We start from the raw sequence: 23,991 nt of genomic DNA, 5'->3' as shown, positions 1-23,991 counted from the left end.
GGATCGCTCCGGCGGCCTTGTTACCTTCTGGCGGCGCTCTAGTCCAGCGGCCGCAGCCCGGCTTCGATCTGCGCCCGGCGCCCTTCCAGGAAGGGCGGCAGCGACAGGCTTTCGCCCAGGGTCTCCAGCGGCTCGTCCACGGCGAAGCCGGGCTCGTCGGTGGCGATCTCGAACAGGTTGCCGCCCGGCTCGCGGAAATAGAGCGAGCGGAAATAATAGCGCTCGACCTCGCCCGAACTCGGCACGCGCATCTGGTTCAGCCGCTCGGCCCATGCGTGGATCGTGGGCTTGTCCGGCACCCGGAAGGCGACGTGATGCACGCCGCCCGCGCCCTGGCGCGCCACCGGCAGGCCGGGCTGGACCGCGACGTGAAGCTCGGCCGCGGGGCCGCCCTCGCCCATCTCATAGACATGCACCGTGCCCTGCCCGTCCGGGCTGGCATAGTCGCGCGTCTTGCGCATGGCCATCACATGGGTCAGCACCATGTCGGTCGGCGCCAGGTCCGGCACCGAGATGGTGATCGGCCCCAGCCCGTGGATCTGGTGCTGCGCCGGAACCGGGCTTTTCGCCCAGGGCGCGGCGGCGATGCCGGGCGCATCCTCGGTCAGGCGGAAGCGCTGGCCCTCGGGGTCCTCGAAATCGAGGCTGGCGCGGCCGTCCAGCGTCGCGATCTCGGCCCGCGTCAACCCGGCATCGGCAAGCCGCCCGGCCCAGAAGTCGAAACTGTCCCGCGCGATGCGCAAGCCGGTGCGGCTGATCGAATGGGTGCCGCGCCGTTCCCGCGCCGCCGGCCAGTCGAAGAAGGTCAGGTCGGTGCCGGGCTGCGCCAGCCCGTCGGCGTAGAACAGGTGATAGGCGCTGGTGTCGTCTTGGTTCACGGTCTTCTTGACCAGGCGCAGGCCCAGCGTGTCGGTATAGAAGCGCCGGTTGCCGGGCGCGTCGGCGGTGATCGCCGTCAGGTGGTGTATTCCGGTGAGCTGCATGGTGCTCCTCCTTTCGTTGCAGCCAATATCGGCCCTGGCGCGCGTTTCCGCCACCGGACGGGTCGCGAACCTCGCGTTCGACCGGATCGAACGGTTGGGGCTTTCCGCCAGCCGGCCCGCGCCCTATCTTCATGCCATGCGCTATGACCTGAACGACCTCGAGACCTTCCTGACCGTGATGGAGCTTGGCACGGTGACCGCCGCCGCCGCGCGGCTGAACCTGTCGAAATCCGTGGTCAGCAAGCGGATCACCGACCTGGAGGCGACGCTGGGCGCGGCGCTGTTTCGCCGCAACGCCGGCCGCATCATCCCGACCGAGGCCGCGTCGCGCCTGGCCGAACGGCTGCGCCCGGCGCTGTCGGAACTGGTCGCGGCGGCGGAAAGCACCGCCTGGGACATGGACGGCGTGGCGCCGCTGCGTGGCAGCCTGTCCATCGCCGCGCCGATGAGCTTTGGCGTATTGCACCTGGGCCCGATCATCGCCAGCTTCGCCGAGGCGAACCCCGAGCTGGAGATCAGCGTCGATTACGACGACCGCACCCGCGACCTGGCGCGCGAGGGTTTCGACATCGGCATCCGCGTCGGCAAGATGCGCGACAAGGCGCTGATGCAGCGCAAGCTCTGCGAGGACGAAAGCATCGCCGTCGCCGCCCCGGCCTATCTGGACCGGATGGGCCGGCCGCGAACGCTGGCCGATCTGCGCGACCACCAGGGCATCGGCTACAGCCATGTCCCGAACAGCCAGCTCTGGCAGTTCCAGGAGCGCGACCGCTTCGTCTCGCCCATGATCGGCGGGCGGATCTCGCTGAACAATGGTGAGGCGATCCGCTGCATGGCGATCCAGGGCCTGGGCCTGGCCATCCTGCCCGGCTTCATCGTCGCCCCGGCGCTGGCCGATGGCACGCTGGAGCGCGTGCTGCCCGATTACCCCACCCGCCGGCTGCCCATCGTCGCCGTCTGGCCCCCCGTCTCGCCCATGCCGGCCAAGCTGCGGCGGTTCGTCGACCATCTGGCCGCCGCGCTGAAAACCCCGCCCTGGCAGGCGGAAATCAAGGAAACACCATGAAGGAGATCGGATTCCTGTCCTTTGGCCATTGGTCGGACGAACCGGCCGCCGCCACCCGCAGCGCCCAGGACACGCTGCTGCAATCCATCGACCTTGCCGTCGCGGCCGAGGAGCTGGGCGCGGATGGCGCCTATTTCCGCGTGCATCATTTCGCGCGCCAGCTCGCCTCGCCCTTCCCGCTGCTGGCGGCGGTCGGCGCGCGCACGAAAAGCATCGAGATCGGCACCGCCGTCATCGACATGCGCTATGAAAACCCGCTGTATATGGCCGAGGATGCCGGTGCCGCCGACCTGATTGCGCAGGGGCGGCTGCAACTGGGCATCTCGCGCGGCTCGCCCGAGCAGGTGATCGACGGCTGGAAATATTTCGGCTACCAGCCCGCCGAGGGCGAGAGCGACGCCGACATGGCGCGGCGCCATGCCGAGGTGTTCCTGAACCTGCTCGGAGGCAAGGGTTTCGCCCAGCCGAACCCGCGCCCGATGTTTCCGAACCCGCCGGGCCTTCTGCGGCTGGAACCGCACAGCCCGGACCTGCGCAGCCGCATCTGGTGGGGCGCGGCCTCGAACGCGACGGCGAAATGGGCGGCGCAGCTTGGCATGAACCTGCAAAGCTCGACGCTGAAGGACGACGAGAACGGCAAGCCCTTCCACGTCCAGCAGGCCGAACAGATCCGCATCTATCGCGAGGCTTGGAAGGAGGCGGGGCACGAAGGCACGCCGCGCGTCTCGGTCAGCCGCTCGATCTTTGCGCTGACCGACGAACGCGACTGGATGTATTTCGGCCGCGGCGGGAAAGAGGCCGACCAGATCGGCTTCATCGAGCAGACCCGCTCGATCTTCGGCCGCGGCTATACCGGAGAGCCGGAGCGGCTGATCGAGGAGCTGCGCAAGGACGAAGGCATCGCCGAGGCCGACACGCTGCTTCTGACCGTGCCGAACACGCTGGGCGTCGAATACAATGCCCATGTGATCGAGAATATCCTCAAGCACGTCGCCCCGGCGCTCGGCTGGCGCTGACGCGAGGCGCCGCCGGGGCTTCACAGCCCGGCGGCGCACGCTAAGCTGGCCCTGCGCGAACAGGAGACAGCGATGGCCGTTACAGAAGTCGCAGCCGAGGCCGTCCAGCACGGCGCGCATGGTGCCGATATCGGCCCGGTGGTGGTGCTGCTGGCGGCCGCCGTGATCGCGGTGCCGATCTTTCGCAAGGCGGGCCTGGGCTCGGTGCTGGGCTATCTGGCGGCGGGGCTGGCGGTCGGCCCCTTCGGCCTTGGCTTCTTTCACGACCCCGGCAGCATCATCGCCGTCGCCGAACTGGGCGTGGTGTTGTTTTTGTTCATCATAGGGCTGGAAATGCAGCCCTCGCGCCTGTGGGCGATGCGGGGCGAGATCTTCGGGCTGGGCCTGGCACAGGTGGCGCTGGCCATCGCGCTGCTGACCTGCGTCGGGCTGGCACTGGGTTTCCCGGTCGCGGCCAGCTTCGTTTCCGGCACCGGCTTCGTGCTGACCTCGACCGCCATCGTCATGCAGATGCTCGGCGAGCGAAACCAGATGGCGCTGCCCAAGGGCCGGCGCATCGTCTCGATCCTGCTGTTGGAAGACCTCGCCATCGTGCCGCTGCTGGCGCTGGTCGCTTTTCTGGCCCCCGGGGCCGAGACGGTGACGCTGGCGCAGCGGATCACCGGCATCGGCATCGGGCTCGCGTGCATCGCCGCGCTGGTGCTGGCCGGGCGCTATCTGCTGAACCCGATGTTCGGCTTGCTCGCGCGCTTCGGCGGGCGCGAGATCATGACCGCCGCCGCGCTGCTGGTCGTGCTGGGCGCGGCGCTGCTGATGCAATGGGGCGGGCTGTCGATGGCGATGGGGGCCTTCCTGGCCGGGGTGCTGCTGTCCGAATCCAGCTTTCGCCACCAGCTCGAAGCCGATATCGAGCCCTTCCGCGGCTTGCTGCTGGGCCTGTTCTTCCTGGGTGTCGGCATGGCGCTGGACCTTGACGTGATCGCGCGCAACTGGGCGCTGATCGCGATCTGCGTGCCGGCCTATATGGTCCTGAAGATGCTGGTGATCTATGCCGTGGCGCGGCTGTTTCGCACCGGCCATGCCGAGGCGCTGGAACGCGCCGTGCTGATGGCGCAGGCGGCGAGTTCGCCTTCGTGCTCTATGCCACCGCCATGCAGTTCGGCATCATCGACGGCCAGGAAAACGCCACGCTGACCGCCATCGTCATCGTCTCGATGGTGCTGACGCCCCTGATGATCATCCTGCACGACCGGCTGATGCCGAAGCCCGTGCCCTCGCTCTACGGGGTCGAGGCGGCGGACGGGCTGAATGCGCGGGTGCTGATGATCGGTTTCGGCCGCATGGGCCAGATCGTCAGCCAGCCGCTGATCGCGCGCGGCCATTCGATCTCGATCATCGAAAGCGACCCGCAGACCATCCGCGACGCCGACGAATTCGGCTTCAAGATCTGGTATGGCGACGGCGCGCGGCTGGACGTGCTGCATGCCGCCGGCGCGGGCGAGGCCAGCCTGATCCTCGCCCTGCCCGGCGACCGGCACGCCACCACCCGCATCGTCGAGCTGGTGAAGCAGGAATTCCCCTTGGTGCCGGTGATCGCCCGCGCCTTCGACCGCGAGCATGCGATGGAACTGGTGCATGCCGGCGCCGATTTCCAGCTGCGCGAGACGCTGGAAAGCGGCTTCGCCATCGGCCGCGAGGCGCTGATGCAGCTTGGCGACAGCGAGGAAGCGGCCGAGGAGCTGATGGCCGAGATCCGCGAGCGCGACGCCCAACGCTTTGCCATGGAGGTCGCGGGCGGGCTTTTCGCCGGCCGCGACCTGCTGCTGAGCAACCGCTAGCCGCGCAGGCTGGCGACCGCCGGCTGGCGATAGGCGATAAAGGCCGGCAGCGCCGCCAGCACCGCGCCGACGCCCAGCAGCAGCGCGAAGGCCCCCGCGTCGCCGGCCGCCCATTCCACCGGCAGGTCGAACCCCTGCCGGGCCGCGACCAGGCGCGACAGCTGCACCGCCGCCAGCCAGCCGGCGGCATGGCCCAGCAGGATGCCCGCCGCCAGCAGCACCAGCATCTGCGACCAGACCAGCACGAAGATCGCGCCGCGCGGGGCGCCAAAGGCGCGCAGCGCCGCGACCTGGCGCCGGCGCTGGCCGACATGGATCACCGTCACCATGACCAGCGCCACCGCGACCAGCGCCTGCGCGCCGATGGCCACCGCCGCCAGCACCTGCCGCGCGTCGCCCATCAGCCCGTAAAGCCCGGTCAGCACCTCGGCCGGGAACACCGCCAGCGTATCCGGGCGGGCGCGGTATTCCTGGCGCAGCTTGTAGGCGTCGGCGATGCTGGCGGGCTTGACCAGCACCGCCGGCAGCCCCGGCGTCTCGGCCCCATGCCAGCTCTCGTCCAGCGGCGCCGAGGGATCGGCATGCGCATGGTCGTGGTCGTCGTGGCCGGGCTGCGCGTCGTGGTCGTGCCCATGCCCGCCGGCCATGCCATGCACCGCCCAGACCGCGCGGATCGGCACCAGGATGGCGCGGTCCCAGGCCGTGCCGGTGGGCTGCAAGCGGCCGACGACGCGATAGGCGACATCCTCATGCGCCGCGCCGCCATGCGAGACGGCACCATGCGAGGGGGTGATGCGGGCGCCGATCTGCAAGGGCACGCGGGCGCCGACCACGGCCTCGCCCTGGTTCACGAACATGCGGCCGCCGGCAAAGGCGGGCACCATTTCCTCGACCAGCCGGGTGGTGGTGCCGACCAGGGGAATATCGCCGTAATAGTCGCCGAAACCCACCGGAGCCGCCCAGGCCACGCGCGGGTCGGCTTCCAGTTCGGCCAACACCTCGCCCGGCATCAAGGGCAGCGCCGCCGCTTGCAGGAAGACGGTGGACAGCGCCAGCTGCGTCTCGCTGCCCGGCGCGCCGATCACCAGATCGAAGGCCGAGGCGGCCCGGGCGCTGCCCAGCCGCAGGGCGCGTTCCTGCAGGGTGACGCCGGTGCCCAGGGCCACGGCCAGCGCCACCAGCGCCACCATGACCAGCGCGCCCGGCCAGATCCGCCGCAGGTCGGCCCAGATGAAGCGGCCCATCACGCGGCCTCGGCCAGGTCGGCGGCCACGACGCTGCCCCGCGCCAGCGCGATGCGGCGCGGCAGGCGCTGGATCAGCGCCGGGTCGTGGGTGACGACGATCAGCGTCGCGCCGCTGTCGCGCGCCAAGCCGATCAGCAGCCCGGCGATGAGTTCGCCGGTGGCGGCGTCGAGGCTGGCGGTCGGCTCATCCGCGACGATGATGCCCGGGCGGCGCAGCAGGGCGCGCGCGATGGCCACGCGCTGCATCTCGCCGCGCGACAGGGTCTCGATGCGCTGGCGCGGCCGGTCCAGCCCCATGCCGGCCAGCAATTCGGCGGCGCGTGCGACCAGCGCCCGGTCGGCGGCCCGCGCCATGCGCGCCGGCAGAAGCACGTTGTCCAGCGCCGAAAGGCCCGGGAACAGGTGGAAATCCTGCATCACCAGCCCGACATGCGCGCCGCGCCAGCGGTCGCGCGCGCCTTCGGACAGGGCGGCGATGTCGGTCCCGCCCCAGCGCACGGTGCCGCGCGCGGGCCGTTCCAGCCCGGTCAGGACATTGACCAGCGTCGATTTCCCCGAACCCGACGGCCCGGCCACCGCGACCATGGCGCCGGCGGCGATGCGCAGATCCGGCACCGCCAGCGCCGGGCTGCCGAGGCCGGGAAACCGCACCTCGACCCCCGACATGTGCAAGGCGGGCGCGGTCATGCGACGTCGAAGCGCGCGCCGCGCAGCCGCAGCTGGCTGACGAATCCGGTCTCGGGATCGGTCCAGGAGCCGCGCTCCAGCACGCCCCGCGCCTCGATCCGCTGGTTCGGCGGCGTGAAAGTGCGCTTGCGGTCCAGATAGACCACCAGGATATTGTCCGGCCAATCCGCGTCGGTCGAGCAGAACGGGCACAGCGCCATCGGGATCTCGGTCAGGACGAAGAATTGCGCCTCGGCCTTCAGCGGCGGCGCCATGAAGCCCTGCATGCGGATGGGCTGCCCGGTCAGCGCCTTGACCTTGTCGGAATAGACCAGCCCCAGCGCGCTGAACGAGGCGTAAAGCTCATCGAAGCTCAGCGTGGCGGGCGCGGCATGGGCGGGCCGCAAGAGCGACAGCGACAGGCCGCCGGCGAGGCAGGCCCTGCGGGAAAGCGGATAGGTCATGCGTGACCCCTTCTCATTGGTGGCTGGCCTGCCCCCGCGGGGACAGGCCGAAAGGCGTCAGTTCTGCGCCGCCTGCTGCTTTTGCACCGTGCCCAGGGCAAAGGCGTCGGCCAGGACCTTGTAGACGTCGGATTGCTCCATGTAGCCCTTGAAGGCCTCGGCGCCCGGGCCGGTCGCCTGCAGCACGATGTCGTCGACGGCATGGACCGCGGTGTCGTTCTCGCGCGGCAGGTTGCCCTGGCGCAGCACGGCGCCGGGCACGTCCTTGTAGGCCTCGTTCGCGACATAGACGCCGTCCTGCGCCTGGATCGCCGGCGTGAACGGGTTGTCGAGCTTGGGCCCGAAGGTCTCGTAGTAATCCGGGTAGTTCGAGGCGAAGATCGCCAGCGGGTGCTTGACGTCAACGCTGTCCGGATAGCCGTCCCGGTCGGCGTCGGCATAGTCGGGGAAGCCCGCGTCGTCATAGACCTTGACCCGCTCGCGCATGTCGGCGTCGGGCGCAGTCGAGCGGTCGAAGGTGCCGATCAGCGACACGCCATGGGTATGGTCGCCCGTCACCACGACCAGCGTGTCCGGGTTCTTGGCGGCAAAGTCGCGGGCCAGCGCCACGGCCTGGTCCAGCTCGATGGTTTCGACCACGGCGCGGTCCCAGTCCAGCGGATGCGACATCTTGTCGATGCTGGCGCCCTCGACCATCAGGAAGAAGCCCTCGGGGTTCTTCGACAGCTGGTCCAGCGCCGCCTGGGTCATGTCGACCAGGCCCGGCTGGTCGGGGAACTTCTCGACCGTGCCCTTCTTCAGCTGGTTGCGGTCCAGCCAGGTGTCCATGTTGCCGGTGTGGAACAGGCCCAGGATCTTGCCGCTGTTGCTGCCGGCGGCGGCCTTCAGCTCGGCGCCGGTCGAGGCCACGGCATAGCCGGCGTCGCGGAACATCTGGACGTAATCCTTGTCGTCCTTGCGCTTGGAGCCCGGCACGTCGGATTTCAGGAAATAGGCCGAGCCGCCGCCCAGGATCACCTCGGGCTGCACGTCGTGGATCATGCCGACGATATCCTCCTTGTCGCCGCGCTTGCGGGTATGGGCGACAAGGGCGGCCGGGGTCGCGTCCTCCAGCTCGGCGGTCGAGACGATGCCGATGGACTTGTCCGTGGTGCGGCGCAGCGCCTCGGCGATGGTCTCGACGCGCGGGTCGTCCTGGCTGTCGGGCGTGCGGTCGGCATAGACGCCAAGCGCGTTCACGCGGGCCTTGTGACCGGTCATATAGGCCGACATGGTATTGGCCGAGTCGGTGGCGATGGAATGGGTCGACGAGGTGCCGATGAAGGCCATGTGGTCCAGGTCGTCCATCGCCAGCCGGCCATTGGCCTTGCCGCCGGTCATGCCCTTGGACATGATCCGCGCCGCGGTGCGATGCGCGACCGAAAGCCCGTCGCCGACGATGAAGATCACGTTCCTGGCCTTGGGCGCGGTCGCGGTGCCATAGACCTCCCAGGTGGCGCTGCGGCTCTGGTCGCCGGCCTTGACCTCGACGGTATAGCGGCCCGGCTCGGCCAGGGTGACGCCGCGCAGGATCAGGGCCGAGCCCATGACGGCGCCGTCCTCGTCCTTTTCCTCGGCGACATATTCGGCCGGCTTGCCGAAGGCTTCCGCATAGGGCTTGCCATTGACCAGCACCGAGACCGCATCCTGGGGCGCGACGCCCTCCAGCTCGACCTTGAAGTCGAAGGGCGAGCCGGCCAGGATCGTCGCCCGGTCCAGCGGATAGATTTCCGCAGCCGTGGCCGACAGGGCGAAGCCGGTCAGCATGGTGCTGGCCGCAAGGGCGGCAGAGAGTTTGCGCATGGATGCCTCGTTCTGAATTGGGTCGGGCTTCAAAGCCCCACGCGGGCTGCCTTAGGCGGTTCAGGTGACGAGGATACGGCGGGACGGTGACGGCTGTGTGACGATTGCTCAGGCGCGAAAGATCTCGATCAGCCACAGGTCCGGCGCGGGGGTCAGCGGCAGCGCCGCCTCGGGCCCGTCGCAAAGCACCGCGTCGTGCGGCGCCAGCGCCAGCGTCTCGCCGGCGAATTCCAGCGTGGCATGGTCGGTCGCAAGCCACAGCCGCCAGTCGGGCACCGGGCTTGGGGCCGGGGATGCGTCCAGCGCCACCAGCCGATGCCGGAAGGCGCCGCGCCGGGTCATCACGTTCAGGTCGGTGATCGGCCCGTCGATCAGCCGCGCCGCGCTTGGCACGTCGGCGGGAAAGGCCAAGGGCTCGGACCGCGGCGTCAGCCGGTGCAGCCCCTCCCCTTGCACCTGCAGCGCGATGCCCGCGCCGGTCAGCACGGCAAGCGTCCGGTCGATGCCGGGAAACAGCGAGAAGTCGCCGTCCTCGGTCACGCCGGCCATGCTGACGCGCCAGCCGAAATCGGCAAGGCCGGCGCCCTCGGGGTGGACGGCGACCTCGACGGTTTCGCCGCGGCCGTTCTTCCAGGGCATGCGGCGGTGGTCGGGGGTGCGCAGGATGCGATGGCTCATGGCTGTTTCCCCGGCTCGGCCGGGCCTCCTTCGGTTGCGGCCCAGCGATAGCCGACGCCGGGCTCGGTCAGGATCAGTTCCGGCCGCGCCGGGTCGCGTTCCAGCTTCTGGCGCAGCTGGCCGATGAAGACCCGCAGATAGGGCACGTCGTCGACATGCGCCGGGCCCCAGACCAGCTGCAACAGCTTGTGATGCGTCATCACCCGACCGGCATTGCCGACCAGCGCCGCCAGCAGGTCGAATTCCTTGGGCGTCAGCCGCAGCACCTCGCCGTCGCGGCTGACCTGATGCGCGGCCAGGTCGATGACCAGCCCGCCCTGGCGCACCTGCTCGCTGCGGGCGGCGCGGCGCGGGCGCAGGCTGGCGCGCAGCCGGGCCAGAAGCTCGCCGATGCCGAAGGGCTTGGCCACGAAATCGTCGGCGCCGAGGTCCAGCGCCATGATCTTTTCCATCTCCTGGTCATGGGCCGAAAGCACGATCACCGGCATGTCCGAGCGCAGGCGCAGCCGCTCGATCACCTCCTTGCCGTTCATGTCGGGCAGGCCCAGGTCCAGGATCATCAGGTCGGGCTCCTGCGCCACGGCCTGGGCCAGCGCCTCGGCGCCATTGCCGGCCAGGCAGGTGTCGTAACCGGCCGCGACCAGGGCATGGCCCAGGAAGCGCTGGATCTGCGGCTCATCGTCGACGATCAGGATCAGGCGGCGGTCCCCCATGGCCGGCCTCAGGCGCGGGGCTTCGGGATCGGCAGGCGGATCGCCAGCGCCGCCCCGCCGGAACTGCCGCGCTGCGCCGTCATCCGCCCGCCAAGCGCCCGGGTGATGCCCTTGCAGATCGGCAGGCCCAGTCCGGCGCCGGGCGGCGCGCCCACCGCCTCGTCCGAGGCCAGCCATTCCGCGATGGCCGGCGGCAGGCCGCGGCCGCTGTCCAGCACGGTCAGCACCAGCTCCTGCCCCTCGACCGCGCCGGTGACGCGGATCGGGCCCTGCGAATATTTCACCGCATTCTCGACCAGGTTGAAGATCGCCTGCTCCAGCAGCCCGGCCTCGGCGCGGATCATCGGCAGGGCGGCGGCCTCGGTCGCGATCCGCGCCTTGGGCCAGCTGCGCCGGGCCCGCGCCACCGCCGCCTGCATGGCGTCGCCGGCATCGACCCAGGCCATCTGCGCGGCGATGCCGGCTTGCAGCCGGGTCAGTTGCAGCAGCTTTTCGACATAGCGCGCCAGGCGGCCGGTCTCTTCCTCGATGGCGGCCAGCAGGTCGGCCTGCGCCGCCGGCGGCAGGGTCGCGCCCAGTTCGCGCAGCGTCGTCACCGCGCCGAGGATGGTCGCCAGCGGCGTCCGCAGGTCATGCGACAGCGAGGCAAGCAGCGCGGCGCGGGTCTCCTCGGAGACGGCGCGGCGGCGCTCGGCCTCGGCGGCCTCGGCCAGGGCCAGCCGCTGCAACGCCTGTTCGGACTGGCGCAGCACGACCTCGATCCCCGTCTCGCGCCACTCGCGGTCGCGGCGGTCGGGGTCCAGCCGGGCATGGCCCAGCACCGTGCCGCCGCCATCGGCATGCAGGGGATAGAAGCTCAGCCGCGAGCCAGCCCAGCCCCGCGCGGCGGCGAATTCGGCGCGGCGGCGGCGAAAGGCGATGTCGGCGGCGTCCAGATCGCTTGCCACCGGCGCATAGCCCTGCGGCAGCGCCGCAAGCAGGCGCAGCCCGTCCTGCTCGGGCACCAGCGCCACCGCGGGGCCCTGCGCCAGCTCGTGCAGGTGGCGCAGCGCGATGCGGGCCACGTCCTCGGCGCTGGCGGCGCCGGCCAGGTCGCCGCTGACCCGCGACACCACCTCCAGCGCGGCGGCCCGGCCCTTGGCGGCATCGACCTGCTCGCGCAAGCGCCCGGCCAGAAGCCCGGTCAGGCTGGCGGCCAGCAGGAACACCGCCAGCGTGATCAGATCCTGCGGCTGGGCGATATGCAGGGTGAAATGCGGCTCGACGAACAGGAAGTTGAAGGCGGCGATGGCCCCCACCGCGCTGGCGATCCCGACCCAGAAGCCGAAGGCCGCCGCGCTGATCAGCACCGCGGTCAGGAACAGCAGGATCGAGACATTCTCGGGCAGAAGCTCGTGCAGCCGATCCGCCGCCAGCGTCACCAGCGCCAGCAGCAGCGCCGCGCCCAGGAAGCCTCCGAAGCGGGGCATGGTGCTCCAGCGGCGGTCGTCGGGCGGCAGGCGCGAGGGTTCGAAACGGTCCATATCCCGGATCTGGCGCGATGGCGCCGGCCTTGTCCATGGTCTTTACGATTTCCTTACACCCGTTAACGGAATCCCTGTCGATCCCTTATGCGCGCCCGGCGCAATCTGCCCGCTCGGGCCGGCGCGATTCCGGCGCAGGGGAATGAATACATGGCAAGTCTGGATACCCATATGTCCGACACCCAGCCGCGCCGCGCGGGACTGCTGTCGCTGTCCCTGGCCGCGATCGGGGTCGTCTATGGCGACATCGGCACCTCGCCGCTTTACGCCTTCCGCGAGGCGATGCATGCCGCCGGCGCTACCCATGGCCAGGTGCTGCGCGAGGACGTGCTGGGGGTGCTGTCGCTGATCGTCTGGGCGCTGGTGCTGATCGTGACGGTGAAATACGTCCTGATCCTCTTGCGCGCCGACAACCAGGGCGAGGGCGGCACGCTGTCGCTGCTGGCCTTGGCGCAGCGCGCCATGGGGCGCCCGAACCGGGTGGTGCTGGTCCTGGGCATGATCGGGGCGGCGCTGTTTTACGGCGACGCGGCGATCACCCCGGCGATCTCGGTCCTGTCGGCCATCGAGGGGATGAAGCTCGTCACCCCGCAGGTCGATCCCTATATCGAGCCCATCGCCATCGCCATCATCATCGCCCTGTTCCTGGTCCAGAACCGCGGCACCGAGGCGGTTGCCCGCTTCTTCGGCCCGATCACGCTGATCTGGTTCATGGTCATGGCGGCGGGCGGCATCCACTGGACCCTGCAAGACCCCGAGGTGCTGGCGGCACTAAACCCGATCCATGCCCTGCGCTTCCTGCTGGAAAACGGCCGGCTCGGCCTTGTCGTCCTGGGCGCGGTCTTCCTGGCGGTGACCGGGGCCGAGGCGCTTTATGCCGACATGGGCCATTTCGGCCGCAAGCCGATCCAGATGGCCTGGCTGTTCGTGGCCTTCCCGGCGCTGCTGCTGACCTATTTCGGCCAGGGCGCGCTGCTGCTGTCGCGGCCCGAGGCGATGGAGAACCCGTTCTTCCTGATGTTCCCCGACTGGGCGCTGCTGCCGGTCGTGATCCTGGCCACCATGGCCACGATCATCGCCAGCCAGGCCGTCATCACCGGCGCCTATTCGCTGACCCAGCAGGCGGTGCAGCTGCGCATGCTGCCGCGCATGAAGATCCGCCACACCTCGGACGAGCACCAGGGCCAGATCTACATGCCCGGCGTCAACCGCTGGCTGATGCTGGCGGTGCTGGCGCTGGTGATGATCTTCGGCTCGTCCTCGAGCCTCGCTTCGGCCTATGGCATCAGCGTGACTGGGACCATGGTCGTGACCGCGCTGCTGGCGATGATCGTGATCTGGAAGCATTGGAAGCTGCCCCTGTGGCTGGCCGTGGCGATCATGCTGCCCTTCCTGGTGCTGGACCTGACCTTCCTGGGCGCCAACCTGATGAAGCTGCACGAGGGCGGCTATGTCCCCTTGGGCATCGCCGGCGCCATGCTGCTGACCATGGCCAGCTGGATGCGCGGCACCGCCATCGTGCTGGCCAAGGATCGCGAGGCCGAGCTGCCGCTGGGCGCGCTGCTGGCGCAGATCGAGAAATCCGACCGCATCGCCCCGGTGCCCGGGACGGCGGTGTTCCTGACCTCGACGCCGGATCTGGCGCCCTCGGCCCTGCTGCACAGCCTCAAGCACTTCAAGTCGCTGCACGAGCAGAACGTGATCCTGACCATCACCACCGCCGAGGTGCCGCGCGTGGACCCGGCCGAGCGGGTGCGGATCGAGGACATCAACGACCGCTTCCGCCGCGTCTGGCTCATCTACGGCTATGCCGAAGAGCCGGACGTGCCGCAGGCGCTGGTGCAATGCCGCAAGCAGGGCTGGAAGTTCGACATCATGGCGACCTCGTTCATCCTGTCGCGGCGGCGGCTGCGGATCTCGACCCGCTCGCGCATGCCGAGCTGGCAGGGCAAGCTCTATATCGCGCTGTCGCGCAATGCCGCCGCCGCTTCGGACTATTTCCGCATCCCGGCGGGCCGGGTGGTCGAGATCGGGGCGCAGATGAACATCTAGGGCGCGGCCTCTATCCGGGCCAGGGCCGCGCCGAAGGCCAGGGAGGCGCCCTCCTCGGCCAGCCGCTTGAGCCTGCCGGCACGATGCGCCTCGACGCGGATCTCCATCTTCATCGCCTCGATGACGGCGACGACCTGGCCAGGTTCCACCGCGGCGCCGTCCTCGACCTGCCACAGCGTCAGGGTGCCGGGGACCGGGGCGGTCAGCAGGGCCTCGTCCGCCTCGGGCGCGGCTTGCGGGGCCGCCGTGCCCTGCGGCATCTGCGCCAGCAGGTTGCCGGGCAGGCCCAGCTCATGCCGCTTGCCGTCGATCTCGATGGCGACGCGCAGCAGCGGCGCAGCGGGCGCCGGCGCGACGCGGGCATGGGGCGCGACCGTCTCGGCCAGCGCCGCGGCGAAATCGGTCTCGATCCAGCGGGTATGGACGCGGAAATCGCCGTTCTCGGCGCGGAAATCCGGCGCCGCGACCACCGTGCGATGGAAGGGCAGCACCGAGGCGACGCCCTCGATGCGGAATTCGCGCAAGGCGCGCGCGGCGCGTTGCAGGGCCTCGGTGCGGGTGGCGCCGGTGACGATCAGCTTTGCCATCAGCGAATCGAAGCTGCCCGGCACCACCGAGCCTTGGGCCACGCCGCTGTCCAGCCGGATGCCCGGCCCCGAGGGCGCGTCAAAGACCTCGACCGGTCCGGGCGTGGGCAGGAAGCCGCGCGCGGGGTCCTCGGCATTGATGCGGAACTCGATGGCATGGCCGCGCGGCTCGGGCACCGTCTCGTCGGCCAGCCTTGCGCCTTGCGCTACGCGGATCATGCCGCGCACCAGGTCGATGCCGGTGGTCTGCTCGGTCACCGGATGCTCGACCTGCAGCCGGGTGTTCACCTCCAGAAACGAGATCGTGCCATTGGCCGAGAGCAGGTATTCCACCGTCCCCGCCCCCGAATAGCCGGCACGGGCGCAGATGGCGCGGGCCGAGGCGTGGATACGGGCGCGCTGCTCGTCGCTGAGGAAGGGCGCCGGCGCCTCCTCGACCAGCTTCTGGTTGCGGCGTTGCAGGGAACAGTCGCGGGTGCCGATGACCTTGACGGTGCCGTGCTTGTCGGCCAGCACCTGCGCCTCGACATGGCGCGGGCGGTCAAGGAATTGCTCGATGAAGCATTCGCCGCGGCCGAAGGCGGTCCGCGCCTCGCGGGTGGCGGATTGGAACAGCTCCTCGACCTCTTCCAGGCGCCAGGCGACCTTCATGCCGCGGCCGCCGCCGCCGAAAGCGGCCTTGATGGCGATGGGCAGGCCGTGCTGCTTGGCGAAAGCCAGCGCCTCGGCCGGGGTTCCGACCGGGCCCGGGGTGCCGGCGACCAGCGGCGCGCCGACGGTTTCGGCAATGCGGCGAGCCTCGATCTTGTCGCCGAGCGCCTCGATCACCTTCGGGTCGGGGCCGATCCAGATCAGCCCGGCATCCTGCACGGCCTGCGCGAATTCGGCGCGTTCCGACAGGAAGCCATAGCCGGGATGGATGGCATCGGCGCCCGCCTTGCGGGCGATGGCGATGATCTTGCCGGCGTCGAGATAGGTGTCCGAGGGCTTCTCGCCCCCCAACGCATGCGCCTGGTCGGCCATGCGGACGAAGATCGCGTCACGGTCGGCATCGGCATAGACGGCGACGCTTTCGATGCCCTCGTCGCGGCAGGCGCGGATCACGCGCACGGCGATCTCGCCGCGATTGGCGATCAGCAGGCGGTTGATTGGCCGGGTCGGGCCGGTGGCAAAAAGCGTCATGCGGGCCTCCGTGGCGTGATCGGGGCGAAGTCGTGGGCGGCGGTGAAGCGGATGCGGGCGCCGGGCGGGATCTGGCCGGCGAGGTCCAGCGCCTCGGGGCGCAGCGTGGCGATGACCGGATAGCCGCCGGTCAGCGGATGATCGGCCAGGAACAGCACCGGCTGGCCGGAATGCGGGATCTGGACGGCGCCGGTCTCGGTGCCTTCCGAGGGCAGTTCGGTCGCGTCCTCGCGCGTCACCGGCGCGCCGTGCAGGCGGATGCCCACGCGCGAGCTTTGCGGCGTCACCAGCCATTTCTGCGCCAGGAAATGCCGGACCATCTCGGGCGTGAACCAATCCGTGCGCGGGCCGAGAGTCACCGGCAGCTCGACCAGCTCGCCGGGTTTCGGCAGCGGCGGTTCGGGCTCGGGCGCGGCGACGGCGACGGCGGGACGGTTCGCACCGGCAACCACGACGCCCGCCGTAATCGGCTCGGGCCCGACATGGGCCAGCGTGTCGGTCGCGGCCGAGCCCAGGACCGGCGCGACCCGGAAGCCGCCGCGCAGGGCGAGATAGCTGCGCATGCCCGCGCCGGGCGGGTCGATGGCGATCTCGTCGCCCGCATCCACGGCGAAAGCCGCACCGCGCGGGATGAGGTGACCGGCGACGCTGGCCTGCGCCGCGCCGGTCAGCGCCAGCGTCATCGGTTGGTCGGCTTGCAGGCGGACGGGGCCCAGGGTGATCTCCAGCACCGGCGCGTCCGAGGGGTTGCCGACGGCGCGATTGGCCCGGCGCAGCGCCCCCATGTCCAGCGCGCCCGAGGCCGAGACCCCCTGCCCGCCCTGCCCCGGCCGCCCCTCGTCCTGAAAGACGATGGGAAAGGCGGTGGACAGCACGCGCAGGCCGTGCCGAGGCTGCGGCTGCGGGATGGCGGCCGAGGCGTGGACCTTGGCCCTGCGCGCGACGAAACGGCAGCGCAGGCCGGGGCGCAGCAGCGCCGGCGGGTCGCGGGACAGGTCCCACATCGGCACCGCGGTGCGGCCGATCAGCTGCCAGCCGCCCGGCGTCTCCTGCGGATAGACGCCGCAGAAGCGCCCGGCCAGCGCCACCGAGCCGGCCGGGATGCGGGTGCGCGGCGCCGGGCGGCGCGGCAGGTCGAAGCGCGGATCGTCGCAGGTCATATAGGCAAAGCCCGGCGCGAAGCCGCAAAAGGCCACCTGCCAGGTGGCCGCCTGGTGGGCGGCGACCACCTCGGCCTCGGTCTGGCCCATATGGGCGGCGACATCGGCCAGATCCTCGCCGTCATAGGTCACGGGCAGTTCGACGGTTTCGCCGGCACGCGCCTTGGGCGGCGTGCCGGGCGCCGGCTGGCGGGCCAGGACCGCGCCGGCCAGCCGGCCATCGGCGGCGGTGCCGGGCGCGGTGCGGATCATCAGCGTGCGGGCGGCCGGGACGATCTCGGAGACGCCCGGCACCGGATCGGCCAGCAGCGCATCGAACAGCGCCAGCGTCTGGTCGAGGTCGTCCAGTTCCGCCAGCAGGGTGCGGGGGCCGATGGGCAGGAAGCGCATGGTCACGCCTGCCAATGCGTGTCGGGCACGTCGGTGATGAACATATGCCCCGGCGCATGGGTGATGGCGAAGGGCGGCCTCGACGTCATCAGCACCGCCTGCGGGGTCACGCCGCAGGCCCAGAACACCGGCACCTCGCCCGGCCGGATCGGCACCGGATCGCCGAAATCGGGGCGCATGAGGTCGGCGATGCCCAGGGCCTCGGGCGCGCCGACATGCACCGGGGCGCCGTGGACCGCCGGCGTGCGGCCCGAGATCGTCACCGCCTCGGCCACCCGTCCCGCCGGGATCGGCCGCATCGAGACGACCAGCTTGCCATGCAGCCGCCCCGCCGGCCGGCAATCGCGGGCGGTCAGGAACATCGGCACGTTGCAGCCTTGGGCAATGTGCCGCATCTCGATCCCGGCCTGCTGCAGGGGCGCCTCGAAGGTAAACGAGCAGCCGATCAGGAAACTCACCAGGTCGGGATGCTCGGCCCAGGCGGCGGTGGCATCAGGGGTCTCCTCGGCCAGCACGCCGTCGCGCCAGATGCGATATAGCGGAATGTCGGTCCTCAGGTCGGCCTCCGGCGCCAGCGCGGTGCGGGGACTGCCGGGGTCGGTTACGTCCAGCACCGGGCAGGGCTTGGGGTTGCGCTGCGCGAAAAGCAGGAAGTCCCAGGCCCAGTCCCGGGGCAGCGCGATCAGGTTGCATTGCGTGAACCCTGGCGCCAGCCCCGCCGTGGGGCGCGGGGCGCCGTTGCGGCAGGCCAGCCGGGCGGCGCGGGCCGTGGCGATGTCGGGGATCATGCGGCCGCCCCCGCGAAAGCAGCAATGGTCACGCCGCCCGCCAGCAGCACCGCGCGGATGCGGGCGGCCATGGCGACGGCGCCGGGGCTGTCGCCATGTACGCAGATGCTGTCGGCCCGCAGACGCAGCACCGAGCCGTCCGCCGCCTCGATCTCGCCCTCGGTCGCCAGGCGCAGCATGCGGGCGGCGATGGCCTCGGGATCGTGCAGCAGCGCGCCCGGATCGCGGCGCGAGACCAGCTGGCCGTCGGGACGATAGCCGCGGTCGGCGAAGGCCTCGGCGATGGTGGGCAGGCCGGCCTCGGCCGCCTGGGCCAGGATCTGCGACCCGGCCAGGCCCATCAGCGCGAGCGCGGGATCGACGGCGCGGATGCCCTCGATCACCGCCGCGCCCTGCTTCGGGTCCACGGCGATGGTGTTGTAGAGCGCGCCATGCGGCTTGACGTAGGAGACGCGGGTGCCGGCGCTGGCGCAGATGCCCTGCAGCGCGCCGATCTGATAGATCACGTCCGCGACCAGTTCGGCATGGCTCACCTCCATCGGCCGGCGGCCGAAGCCCACCCGGTCGGGATAGGAGACATGCGCGCCGATGGCGACGCCGCGCGCCGCCGCCTCGCGCACCGTGGCCAGCATGGTCAGCGGGTCGCCGGCGTGAAAGCCGCAGGCGAGATTGGCCGAGCTGACGATGCCCAGCATCGCGGCATCGTCGCCCATGCTCCAGGCGCCATAGCCTTCGCCCAAGTCGCTGTTCAGGTCGATCTTCATCCCGATTCCTCCGACTGCGGCCGCTTTGCGATCCCTGTGGTTGTCGATCAATTCGCAGATGATTCCCATGGCAAAATCTGCGCTTGCCGGACCGCGCGGGCTTGTCACCGGGTCGTCGATGCGACAATTACGCGCATCAGCTGCCCATTTGCAGGGCAGATCGGAAAAGGGGCGCGATGACGAAACCGGCCGGGACCATGCTGCACCGGATCGCCCTGGCGCTGGGGCCGGCGATCGCCCCCGGCTCGCCGCGCGAGGCGCTGCGGGCGGGAATCGGCGCGCTGGTCGGGCTGGGGATCTCGGGGCTGCTCCTGCTGTCGCCCTCGGCCGACCTGCGGCTGGGGCTCTACATGATCGCGCCCTTCGGGGCGACCTCGGTGCTGGTCTTTGCGGTGCCGAACAGCCCGCTGGCGCAGCCCTGGTCGGCGGTGGTCGGCAATGGCGCCGCGGCGGCCATCGGCGTCCTAGCCTGCCTGCTGGTGCCCGACCCGGGCTGGCGCATCGCGCTGGCGGTCGGCGCGACCATCGCCGCCATGGTGCCGCTGCGCGCGGTGCATCCGCCGGCGGGCGCCGTGGCGATGACCGCCGCCATGAACCCCGAGGCGGTGCGCGAGCTGGGCTTCCGCTTCGTGCTGGCGCCGGTCATGGCCGGCACCCTGGCGCTGGTGGTGATCGCCATGCTCTACGCCGGGGCGACCGGCCGGCGCTATCCGTTCCGGCATTTCGAGGACCCCGGACCGCATGGCACCGCCGACCACCCGGCCATGGAGCGGCTGGGCCTGTCCGAGGCCGAGCTGACCGAGATCCTGCAGCGCTATCGCCAGTCGCTGAACCTGGGCGTCGAGGACCTGGCCCGGCTGATCGGTGCCGCCGAGTTGCAGGCCGCCAGCCACCAGGCCGGACCGCTGTCCGTGGCCGAGGTCATGTCGCGCGACCTGGTGACCGTCGGGCCGCAGACCCGCCTGTCGGTGGTCGCCGACATCTTCCGCGAGCACAACTTCACCTCCATCCCGGTGGTCGAGAACGGCGACCAGTTCCGCGGCGTGATCTTCCAGATCCACCTGATCCGCCGCGCGCGCGAGGACGCCTTTCGCCGCAACCGCCGGCTGCTTTCGGCCATGGCGGACCTGCTGGGCCGCTCGGGGCCGGCGGCGCGGGCCGGGCAGATCATGCAGACCGATCCGCCGCATGTCGGCCCGGACAGCCCCATCGCGACGCTGCTGCCGATGCTCGCCTCGGGCGACTGCCATGCCGTGCCGGTGCTGGACGGCGCGCGCATCGTCGGCATCGTCACCCAGACCGACCTGATCTCGGCCCTGGCCCGGCAAAGCCTGCGCCGCGAGCGCGCGGCGCATTGACCACTTGCCCATAACGACAGGCCCCGCCGCATTGCAGAAACGGCCGCCTCGCGGCTAATCTGCCGGCGGTTGCGTCAATCCGGGGGAATCATGCACCGTCCGACGCTGGGTGCGGTGGCCATCGGCCGCAACGAAGGGGACAGGCTGAAGGCCTGCCTGCGCTCGCTGGTGCCGCTATGCGACCGCGTGGTCTATGTCGACAGCGGCTCGCGCGACGATTCCGTGGCCTTCGCCCGCTCGCTCGGCGTCGCGGTGGTCGAACTGGACACCACGACCCCCTTCACCGCCGCCCGTGCCCGCAATGCCGGGGCCGAGGCGCTGCTGGCCGGGGGCGCGCTGGACCTGGTGCAATTCGTCGATGGCGACTGCCGGGTCGAGGCCGGCTGGCTGGAGGCCGGCGTCGCCGCCATGCAGGCCGACCCGCAACTGGGCATCGTCACCGGCTGGCGCGGCGAGATCCACCCCACCGCCACCGTCTACAACCAGATGTGCGAGGTCGATTGGCGCCGCCCCGCCGGGCCCATCGTGGCCTGTGGCGGCGACATGATGGTCCGCGTCGCGGCCTTCCGGCAGGTCGGCGGCTTCGACCCCACGGTGATCGCGGCCGAGGACGACGAATTCTGCCTGCGCATCGGCAAGGCCGGCTGGACGCTGGAGCGGCTGCCGGTGCAGATGACCTGGCACGACGCCGCCATGACCCGGTTCGGCCAGTGGTGGCAGCGCACCATCCGCAACGGCCACGGCTTTGCCCAGGTCGGCGCCATGCACCCGCCTTATTTCAAGCGCGAAAAGCTGCGGGTCTGGATCTATGGCCTGGCGCTGCCGCTGCTGTTCCTGCTGGGGCTTTTCACCAGCCCCTGGCTCTCGGCGGCGGTGCTGGCGCTTTACGCGCTGTCCTTCTGGAAGACCTGGCGCGGGCTTTCCGACAAGCCGATGGCGCTGCAGCAGGCGGCTTTGCTGACGCTGGCGAAACTGCCTAACCTTTTCGGGATGTGGACTTATCACCGCCGCCGCCGCAAAGGCGACGCCATGCGGATTATCGAGTATAAATAGGAGTTTTTCATGAGTTCGGACCTGCGCGTCGGCATTATCGGCGCCGGCTACATCGCCTCGTGGCACGCGGACGCGGTGCGCGCGACGCCCGGCGCGCGGCTGGTCGCGGTCTGCGACCCGGCCCGCGAGGCGGCCGAGGCGCTGGCATCAGGCTATGGCATCGCGGCTTTCAGCGATCTCGACCAGATGATCGCGGCCGGGGTTTGCGACGTGGTCCATATCCTGACGCCGCCGAACCTGCACCGCGACCTGGCGGTGAAATGCCTGCAGGCCGGGCTGCATGTGCTGGTCGAAAAGCCGGTCGCCCTGTCGGTCGCCGAGGTCCAGGACATGGCCGAGGCCGCCCGCGCCGCCGGCCGGCACTTCGGCACCTGCCACAATTTCCTGGCCCTGCCGTCCTATGAGCGGCTGAAGGCGGCGAAGCAGGCCGGCGATCTGGGCCTGGTCAGCAGCGCGCAGATCAACTGGGCGCTGCCGCTGGTGCCGCTGCGGTCGGGCCCCTACAGCCTGTGGATGCTGCGCGAGACGCGGAACCTGCTCTTGGAGCTTGGCCCGCATCCCTTCTCGCTCGCCACCGACCTGCTGGGGCCGCTGGAGGTCGAGCATGTCAGCCTGGGCCAGTGGATCACCCTGCCCGGCGGCGAGCAGCGGCCGCAAAGCTGGCGCATCATCGGCCGCGCCGGTCCGGTGGACGTGACCATCGCCCTGTCGCTGGTCGAGACCTTCGACGACCGTTCGGTCAGCCTGCGCGGCTCATCGGGCATGGCGCGGATGGATTTCGCCGCCGATACGCTGGTGGTCAGGCGCGACAATACCGCCGACCTGGTGCTGAACCCGCTGCTGAAGGAACTGGGCGCCTCGGCCGCGCATCTGCGCGAGGGCGTGCGGAACGCGGTGCGGCAGGCGGCGTCGCTGAACCAGAAAAGCCCCTATGGGCTCAGCTTCCGGGCGACGGTCGCGGCCTTTTACGACGGCATCCGCAAGGGCCAACCCGACCCGCGCTTCGCCCCCGAGGCGGCGCAGGCGGTCATGGCCGGGATCGGGGCCGCGCTGGACCGCCTGTCCGCCCTGCCGCCGGTCCCGGCCCGGCCCATCGGCACGCCGCAGCCGCGCGTCATGGTGATCGGCGGCACCGGCTTCATCGGCCGCAACCTGACCCGCCGGCTGGTCGAGCGCGGGCATGACGTGCGCGTGGTCTCGCGCGGGCGGAACGGCCCCTTCCCCGACCTTGCCGACCGGGTCGAGACCCATGGCGTCTCGATGCGCGACGAGGCCGGGCTGGTTCAGGCCATGACCGGCATGGACGTGGTCTTCAATCTGGCGAAATCCACCGACAAGAGCTGGCAGGCGGCGTTGGAAAACGACGTGGCGACGACCGAGCGCATCGGCCGCGCCGCCATCGCCGCCGGCGTCGGCCGGCTGATCCATACCGGCACCATCGCCTCTTACGACATGGCGGACCCCGGCCGGACCATCACCGAGGCCAGTGATTTCGGCGCGATGGAGACCCGCAACATCTATGCCCGCTCGAAAGCCGAGGGCGAGAAGCGCCTGCTGGCCATGCAGGCGCAGGGGCTGCGGCTGGTCATCGCCCGGCCCGGCATCGTGCTGGGCGACGGCGGGCCCTTGCAGCATTGGGGCATCGGCCGCTGGCACGGCGCCGGTGCGGTGCGGCTGTGGGGCAATGGCCGCAACATCCTGCCCTTCGTGCTGGCCGACGATGTCTCGGACGGGCTGATCGCCATGATGGAGAGCGACGCGGCGCTGGGGGAAAGCTTCAACCTGATCGGGGATCCGATGTTCTCGGGCCGCGATTACTTCGACGCCATCCATGCCCGCACCGGCGCGCGGCTGAAGGTCAGCGGCTCGAACCTGACGGCGCTGTGGCTGTCGGATGCGATGAAGCAGGGGCTGAAACGCCACGCGCTGCGCAAGAAGGGTGCGGCGCCTGCCTCGCTTGCCGACTGGAAATCGCGCGGGCACCTGTCGCCCTTTGACAACGGCAAGCCCAAGCGGCTGCTGGGCTGGGCGCCCGAGGCCGACCGCGATGCCTTCTGGCGCCGCGCCATCGACGAGGCGCATCTGTTCTGGTGATCAGATCAGCCCGTCCAGCAGCAGGAAGCCGGGCAGCCAGCCGGTAAAGATCCCGGCCAGCAGCGTGACCCAGGCGGTCTGCCGCTGGATCGGGCGCCCCAGCGCCAGCAGCAGGAAATACAGGAACCACAGGATGCCCCAGACCGCCCAGTTCGCGGCCAGCCAAAGCTCGGTGCCGCTGGCCGCCTCGGCGAAGGCGCGCAGGGTCACGGGGATGGCGGTGACGGCGACGAACAGGCTGAACCAGCCCAGGCCCCGCCCGTCCGCGCCCGAGAAGCGGTTATAGGCGACCCACAGATAGGTGGTGCAGAACAGCAGGCTCAGCGCGCCGTTGCGGATGCTGGCGGCACCCGCGCCGGCGCCGAAGGCGTCGTGCAGCACCGATGCGCCCGAGACCGTGGCGGCGATCACGTTGATGACCACGATCTCGCGGTCGGCGATGCGGCCCATCAGCCAGAGGCCGTTCAGAAACAGCACCGCCCCGACATAGAACAGCACGAATCCGGTCAGCATGATGCACTCCGATCT

21 protein-coding genes are annotated in these 23,991 nt (G+C 70.6%); 8 read left to right on the top strand and 13 right to left on the bottom strand.

Going from position 1 to position 23,991, the window contains the following annotated elements; genetic code table 11:
• Positions 1-38: 38 nt before the first annotated feature.
• The gene (locus E3D03_RS11095; RefSeq protein WP_263567020.1) at positions 39-983 is read right to left on the bottom strand and encodes a ring-cleaving dioxygenase; all 945 of its coding nucleotides are present in this window, start codon (positions 981-983) and stop codon (positions 39-41) included.
• Between the two features lie 136 nt (positions 984-1,119).
• On the opposite strand from E3D03_RS11095, the gene E3D03_RS11090 reads away from it, so the two are divergent.
• The 4 genes from E3D03_RS11090 to E3D03_RS11075 all read left to right on the top strand — a co-directional run bounded on the left by E3D03_RS11090 (position 1,120) and on the right by E3D03_RS11075 (position 4,903).
• On the top strand, positions 1,120-2,049 hold the full coding sequence (locus tag E3D03_RS11090; protein ID WP_263567034.1) for a LysR family transcriptional regulator: 930 nt from the start codon (positions 1,120-1,122) through the stop codon (positions 2,047-2,049).
• Positions 2,046-3,065, top strand: a complete 1,020-nt coding sequence (locus tag E3D03_RS11085; protein ID WP_263567019.1) for an LLM class flavin-dependent oxidoreductase — start codon at positions 2,046-2,048, stop codon at positions 3,063-3,065. Before E3D03_RS11090 ends, E3D03_RS11085 begins: the two co-directional genes overlap by 4 nt.
• Positions 3,066-3,137: 72 nt before the next feature.
• Positions 3,138-4,259, top strand: coding sequence for a monovalent cation:proton antiporter-2 (CPA2) family protein (locus tag E3D03_RS11080; protein WP_263567018.1), 1,122 nt, complete (start codon positions 3,138-3,140; stop codon positions 4,257-4,259).
• A complete protein-coding gene (locus tag E3D03_RS11075) occupies positions 4,217-4,903 on the top strand; it encodes an NAD-binding protein (RefSeq protein WP_263567017.1) in 687 nt (228 codons plus the stop codon). The genes E3D03_RS11080 and E3D03_RS11075 overlap by 43 nt, the downstream gene beginning before the upstream one ends.
• Here E3D03_RS11075 and E3D03_RS11070 read toward each other — a convergent pair.
• From E3D03_RS11070 to E3D03_RS11040, 7 genes are all read right to left on the bottom strand, one after another.
• The gene (locus tag E3D03_RS11070) at positions 4,900-6,147 is read right to left on the bottom strand and encodes an ABC transporter permease (protein WP_263567016.1); all 1,248 of its coding nucleotides are present in this window, start codon (positions 6,145-6,147) and stop codon (positions 4,900-4,902) included. The genes E3D03_RS11075 and E3D03_RS11070 overlap by 4 nt on opposite strands.
• Positions 6,147-6,836: an ABC transporter ATP-binding protein gene (locus E3D03_RS11065; protein WP_263567015.1), complete on the bottom strand. Its 690-nt coding sequence runs from the start codon at positions 6,834-6,836 to the stop codon at positions 6,147-6,149. Before E3D03_RS11065 ends, E3D03_RS11070 begins: the two co-directional genes overlap by 1 nt.
• Complete coding sequence (locus E3D03_RS11060) at positions 6,833-7,279, bottom strand: hypothetical protein (RefSeq protein ID WP_263567014.1); 447 nt, start codon at positions 7,277-7,279, stop codon at positions 6,833-6,835. The genes E3D03_RS11065 and E3D03_RS11060 overlap by 4 nt, the downstream gene beginning before the upstream one ends.
• Positions 7,280-7,336: 57 nt before the next feature.
• Positions 7,337-9,121: an alkaline phosphatase gene (locus E3D03_RS11055; RefSeq protein ID WP_263567013.1), complete on the bottom strand. Its 1,785-nt coding sequence runs from the start codon at positions 9,119-9,121 to the stop codon at positions 7,337-7,339.
• 108 nt (positions 9,122-9,229) lie between these two features.
• Entirely contained in the window at positions 9,230-9,799 is a 570-nt protein-coding gene (locus E3D03_RS11050) for a HutD family protein (protein WP_263567012.1), read from the bottom strand.
• Positions 9,796-10,512, bottom strand: a complete 717-nt coding sequence (locus E3D03_RS11045; RefSeq protein ID WP_263567011.1) for a response regulator — start codon at positions 10,510-10,512, stop codon at positions 9,796-9,798. The genes E3D03_RS11050 and E3D03_RS11045 overlap by 4 nt, the downstream gene beginning before the upstream one ends.
• Before the next feature lie 8 nt (positions 10,513-10,520).
• Positions 10,521-12,035 (bottom strand): DUF4118 domain-containing protein, encoded by a 1,515-nt coding sequence (locus tag E3D03_RS11040; RefSeq protein WP_263567010.1) that lies wholly within the window; start codon positions 12,033-12,035, stop codon positions 10,521-10,523.
• 150 nt (positions 12,036-12,185) lie between these two features.
• Here E3D03_RS11040 and E3D03_RS11035 point away from each other — a divergent pair, with 150 nt between their 5' ends.
• A complete protein-coding gene (locus tag E3D03_RS11035) occupies positions 12,186-14,087 on the top strand; it encodes a potassium transporter Kup (protein WP_263567009.1) in 1,902 nt (633 codons plus the stop codon).
• Here the strand turns inward: E3D03_RS11035 and E3D03_RS11030 are convergent.
• Genes E3D03_RS11030 through E3D03_RS11015 form a run of 4 tightly spaced genes read right to left on the bottom strand, consistent with a single transcriptional unit; the run spans position 14,084 to position 18,964 of the window.
• Positions 14,084-15,856, bottom strand: coding sequence for an acetyl/propionyl/methylcrotonyl-CoA carboxylase subunit alpha (locus E3D03_RS11030; protein ID WP_263567008.1), 1,773 nt, complete (start codon positions 15,854-15,856; stop codon positions 14,084-14,086). The two genes, E3D03_RS11035 and E3D03_RS11030, sit on opposite strands and share 4 nt — an antisense overlap.
• Complete coding sequence (locus E3D03_RS11025) at positions 15,853-17,406, bottom strand: urea amidolyase family protein (protein WP_263567007.1); 1,554 nt, start codon at positions 17,404-17,406, stop codon at positions 15,853-15,855. The genes E3D03_RS11030 and E3D03_RS11025 overlap by 4 nt, the downstream gene beginning before the upstream one ends.
• Before the next feature lie 2 nt (positions 17,407-17,408).
• Positions 17,409-18,194, bottom strand: a complete 786-nt coding sequence (locus tag E3D03_RS11020; protein ID WP_263567006.1) for a putative hydro-lyase — start codon at positions 18,192-18,194, stop codon at positions 17,409-17,411.
• The gene (locus E3D03_RS11015) at positions 18,191-18,964 is read right to left on the bottom strand and encodes a LamB/YcsF family protein (protein ID WP_411969818.1); all 774 of its coding nucleotides are present in this window, start codon (positions 18,962-18,964) and stop codon (positions 18,191-18,193) included. The genes E3D03_RS11020 and E3D03_RS11015 overlap by 4 nt, the downstream gene beginning before the upstream one ends.
• A gap of 170 nt (positions 18,965-19,134) precedes the next feature.
• On the opposite strand from E3D03_RS11015, the gene E3D03_RS11010 reads away from it, so the two are divergent.
• The 3 genes from E3D03_RS11010 to E3D03_RS11000 all read left to right on the top strand — a co-directional run bounded on the left by E3D03_RS11010 (position 19,135) and on the right by E3D03_RS11000 (position 23,463).
• Entirely contained in the window at positions 19,135-20,316 is a 1,182-nt protein-coding gene (locus E3D03_RS11010) for an HPP family protein (RefSeq protein WP_263567004.1), read from the top strand.
• A gap of 90 nt (positions 20,317-20,406) precedes the next feature.
• Positions 20,407-21,369, top strand: a complete 963-nt coding sequence (locus E3D03_RS11005; protein WP_263567003.1) for a glycosyltransferase — start codon at positions 20,407-20,409, stop codon at positions 21,367-21,369.
• 9 nt (positions 21,370-21,378) lie between these two features.
• Positions 21,379-23,463 (top strand): Gfo/Idh/MocA family oxidoreductase, encoded by a 2,085-nt coding sequence (locus E3D03_RS11000; protein ID WP_263567002.1) that lies wholly within the window; start codon positions 21,379-21,381, stop codon positions 23,461-23,463.
• On the opposite strand, the gene E3D03_RS10995 is transcribed toward E3D03_RS11000, so the two are convergent.
• Positions 23,464-23,976 (bottom strand): AmiS/UreI family transporter, encoded by a 513-nt coding sequence (locus tag E3D03_RS10995; RefSeq protein WP_263567001.1) that lies wholly within the window; start codon positions 23,974-23,976, stop codon positions 23,464-23,466.
• Between the last annotated feature and the right edge of the window lie 15 nt (positions 23,977-23,991).

It is taken from the genome of Paracoccus sp. DMF, from assembly GCF_004407025.1.
Lineage (GTDB): Bacteria > Pseudomonadota > Alphaproteobacteria > Rhodobacterales > Rhodobacteraceae > Paracoccus > Paracoccus aminovorans_B.
This window is presented reverse-complemented; position numbering and strand designations above follow the sequence as displayed.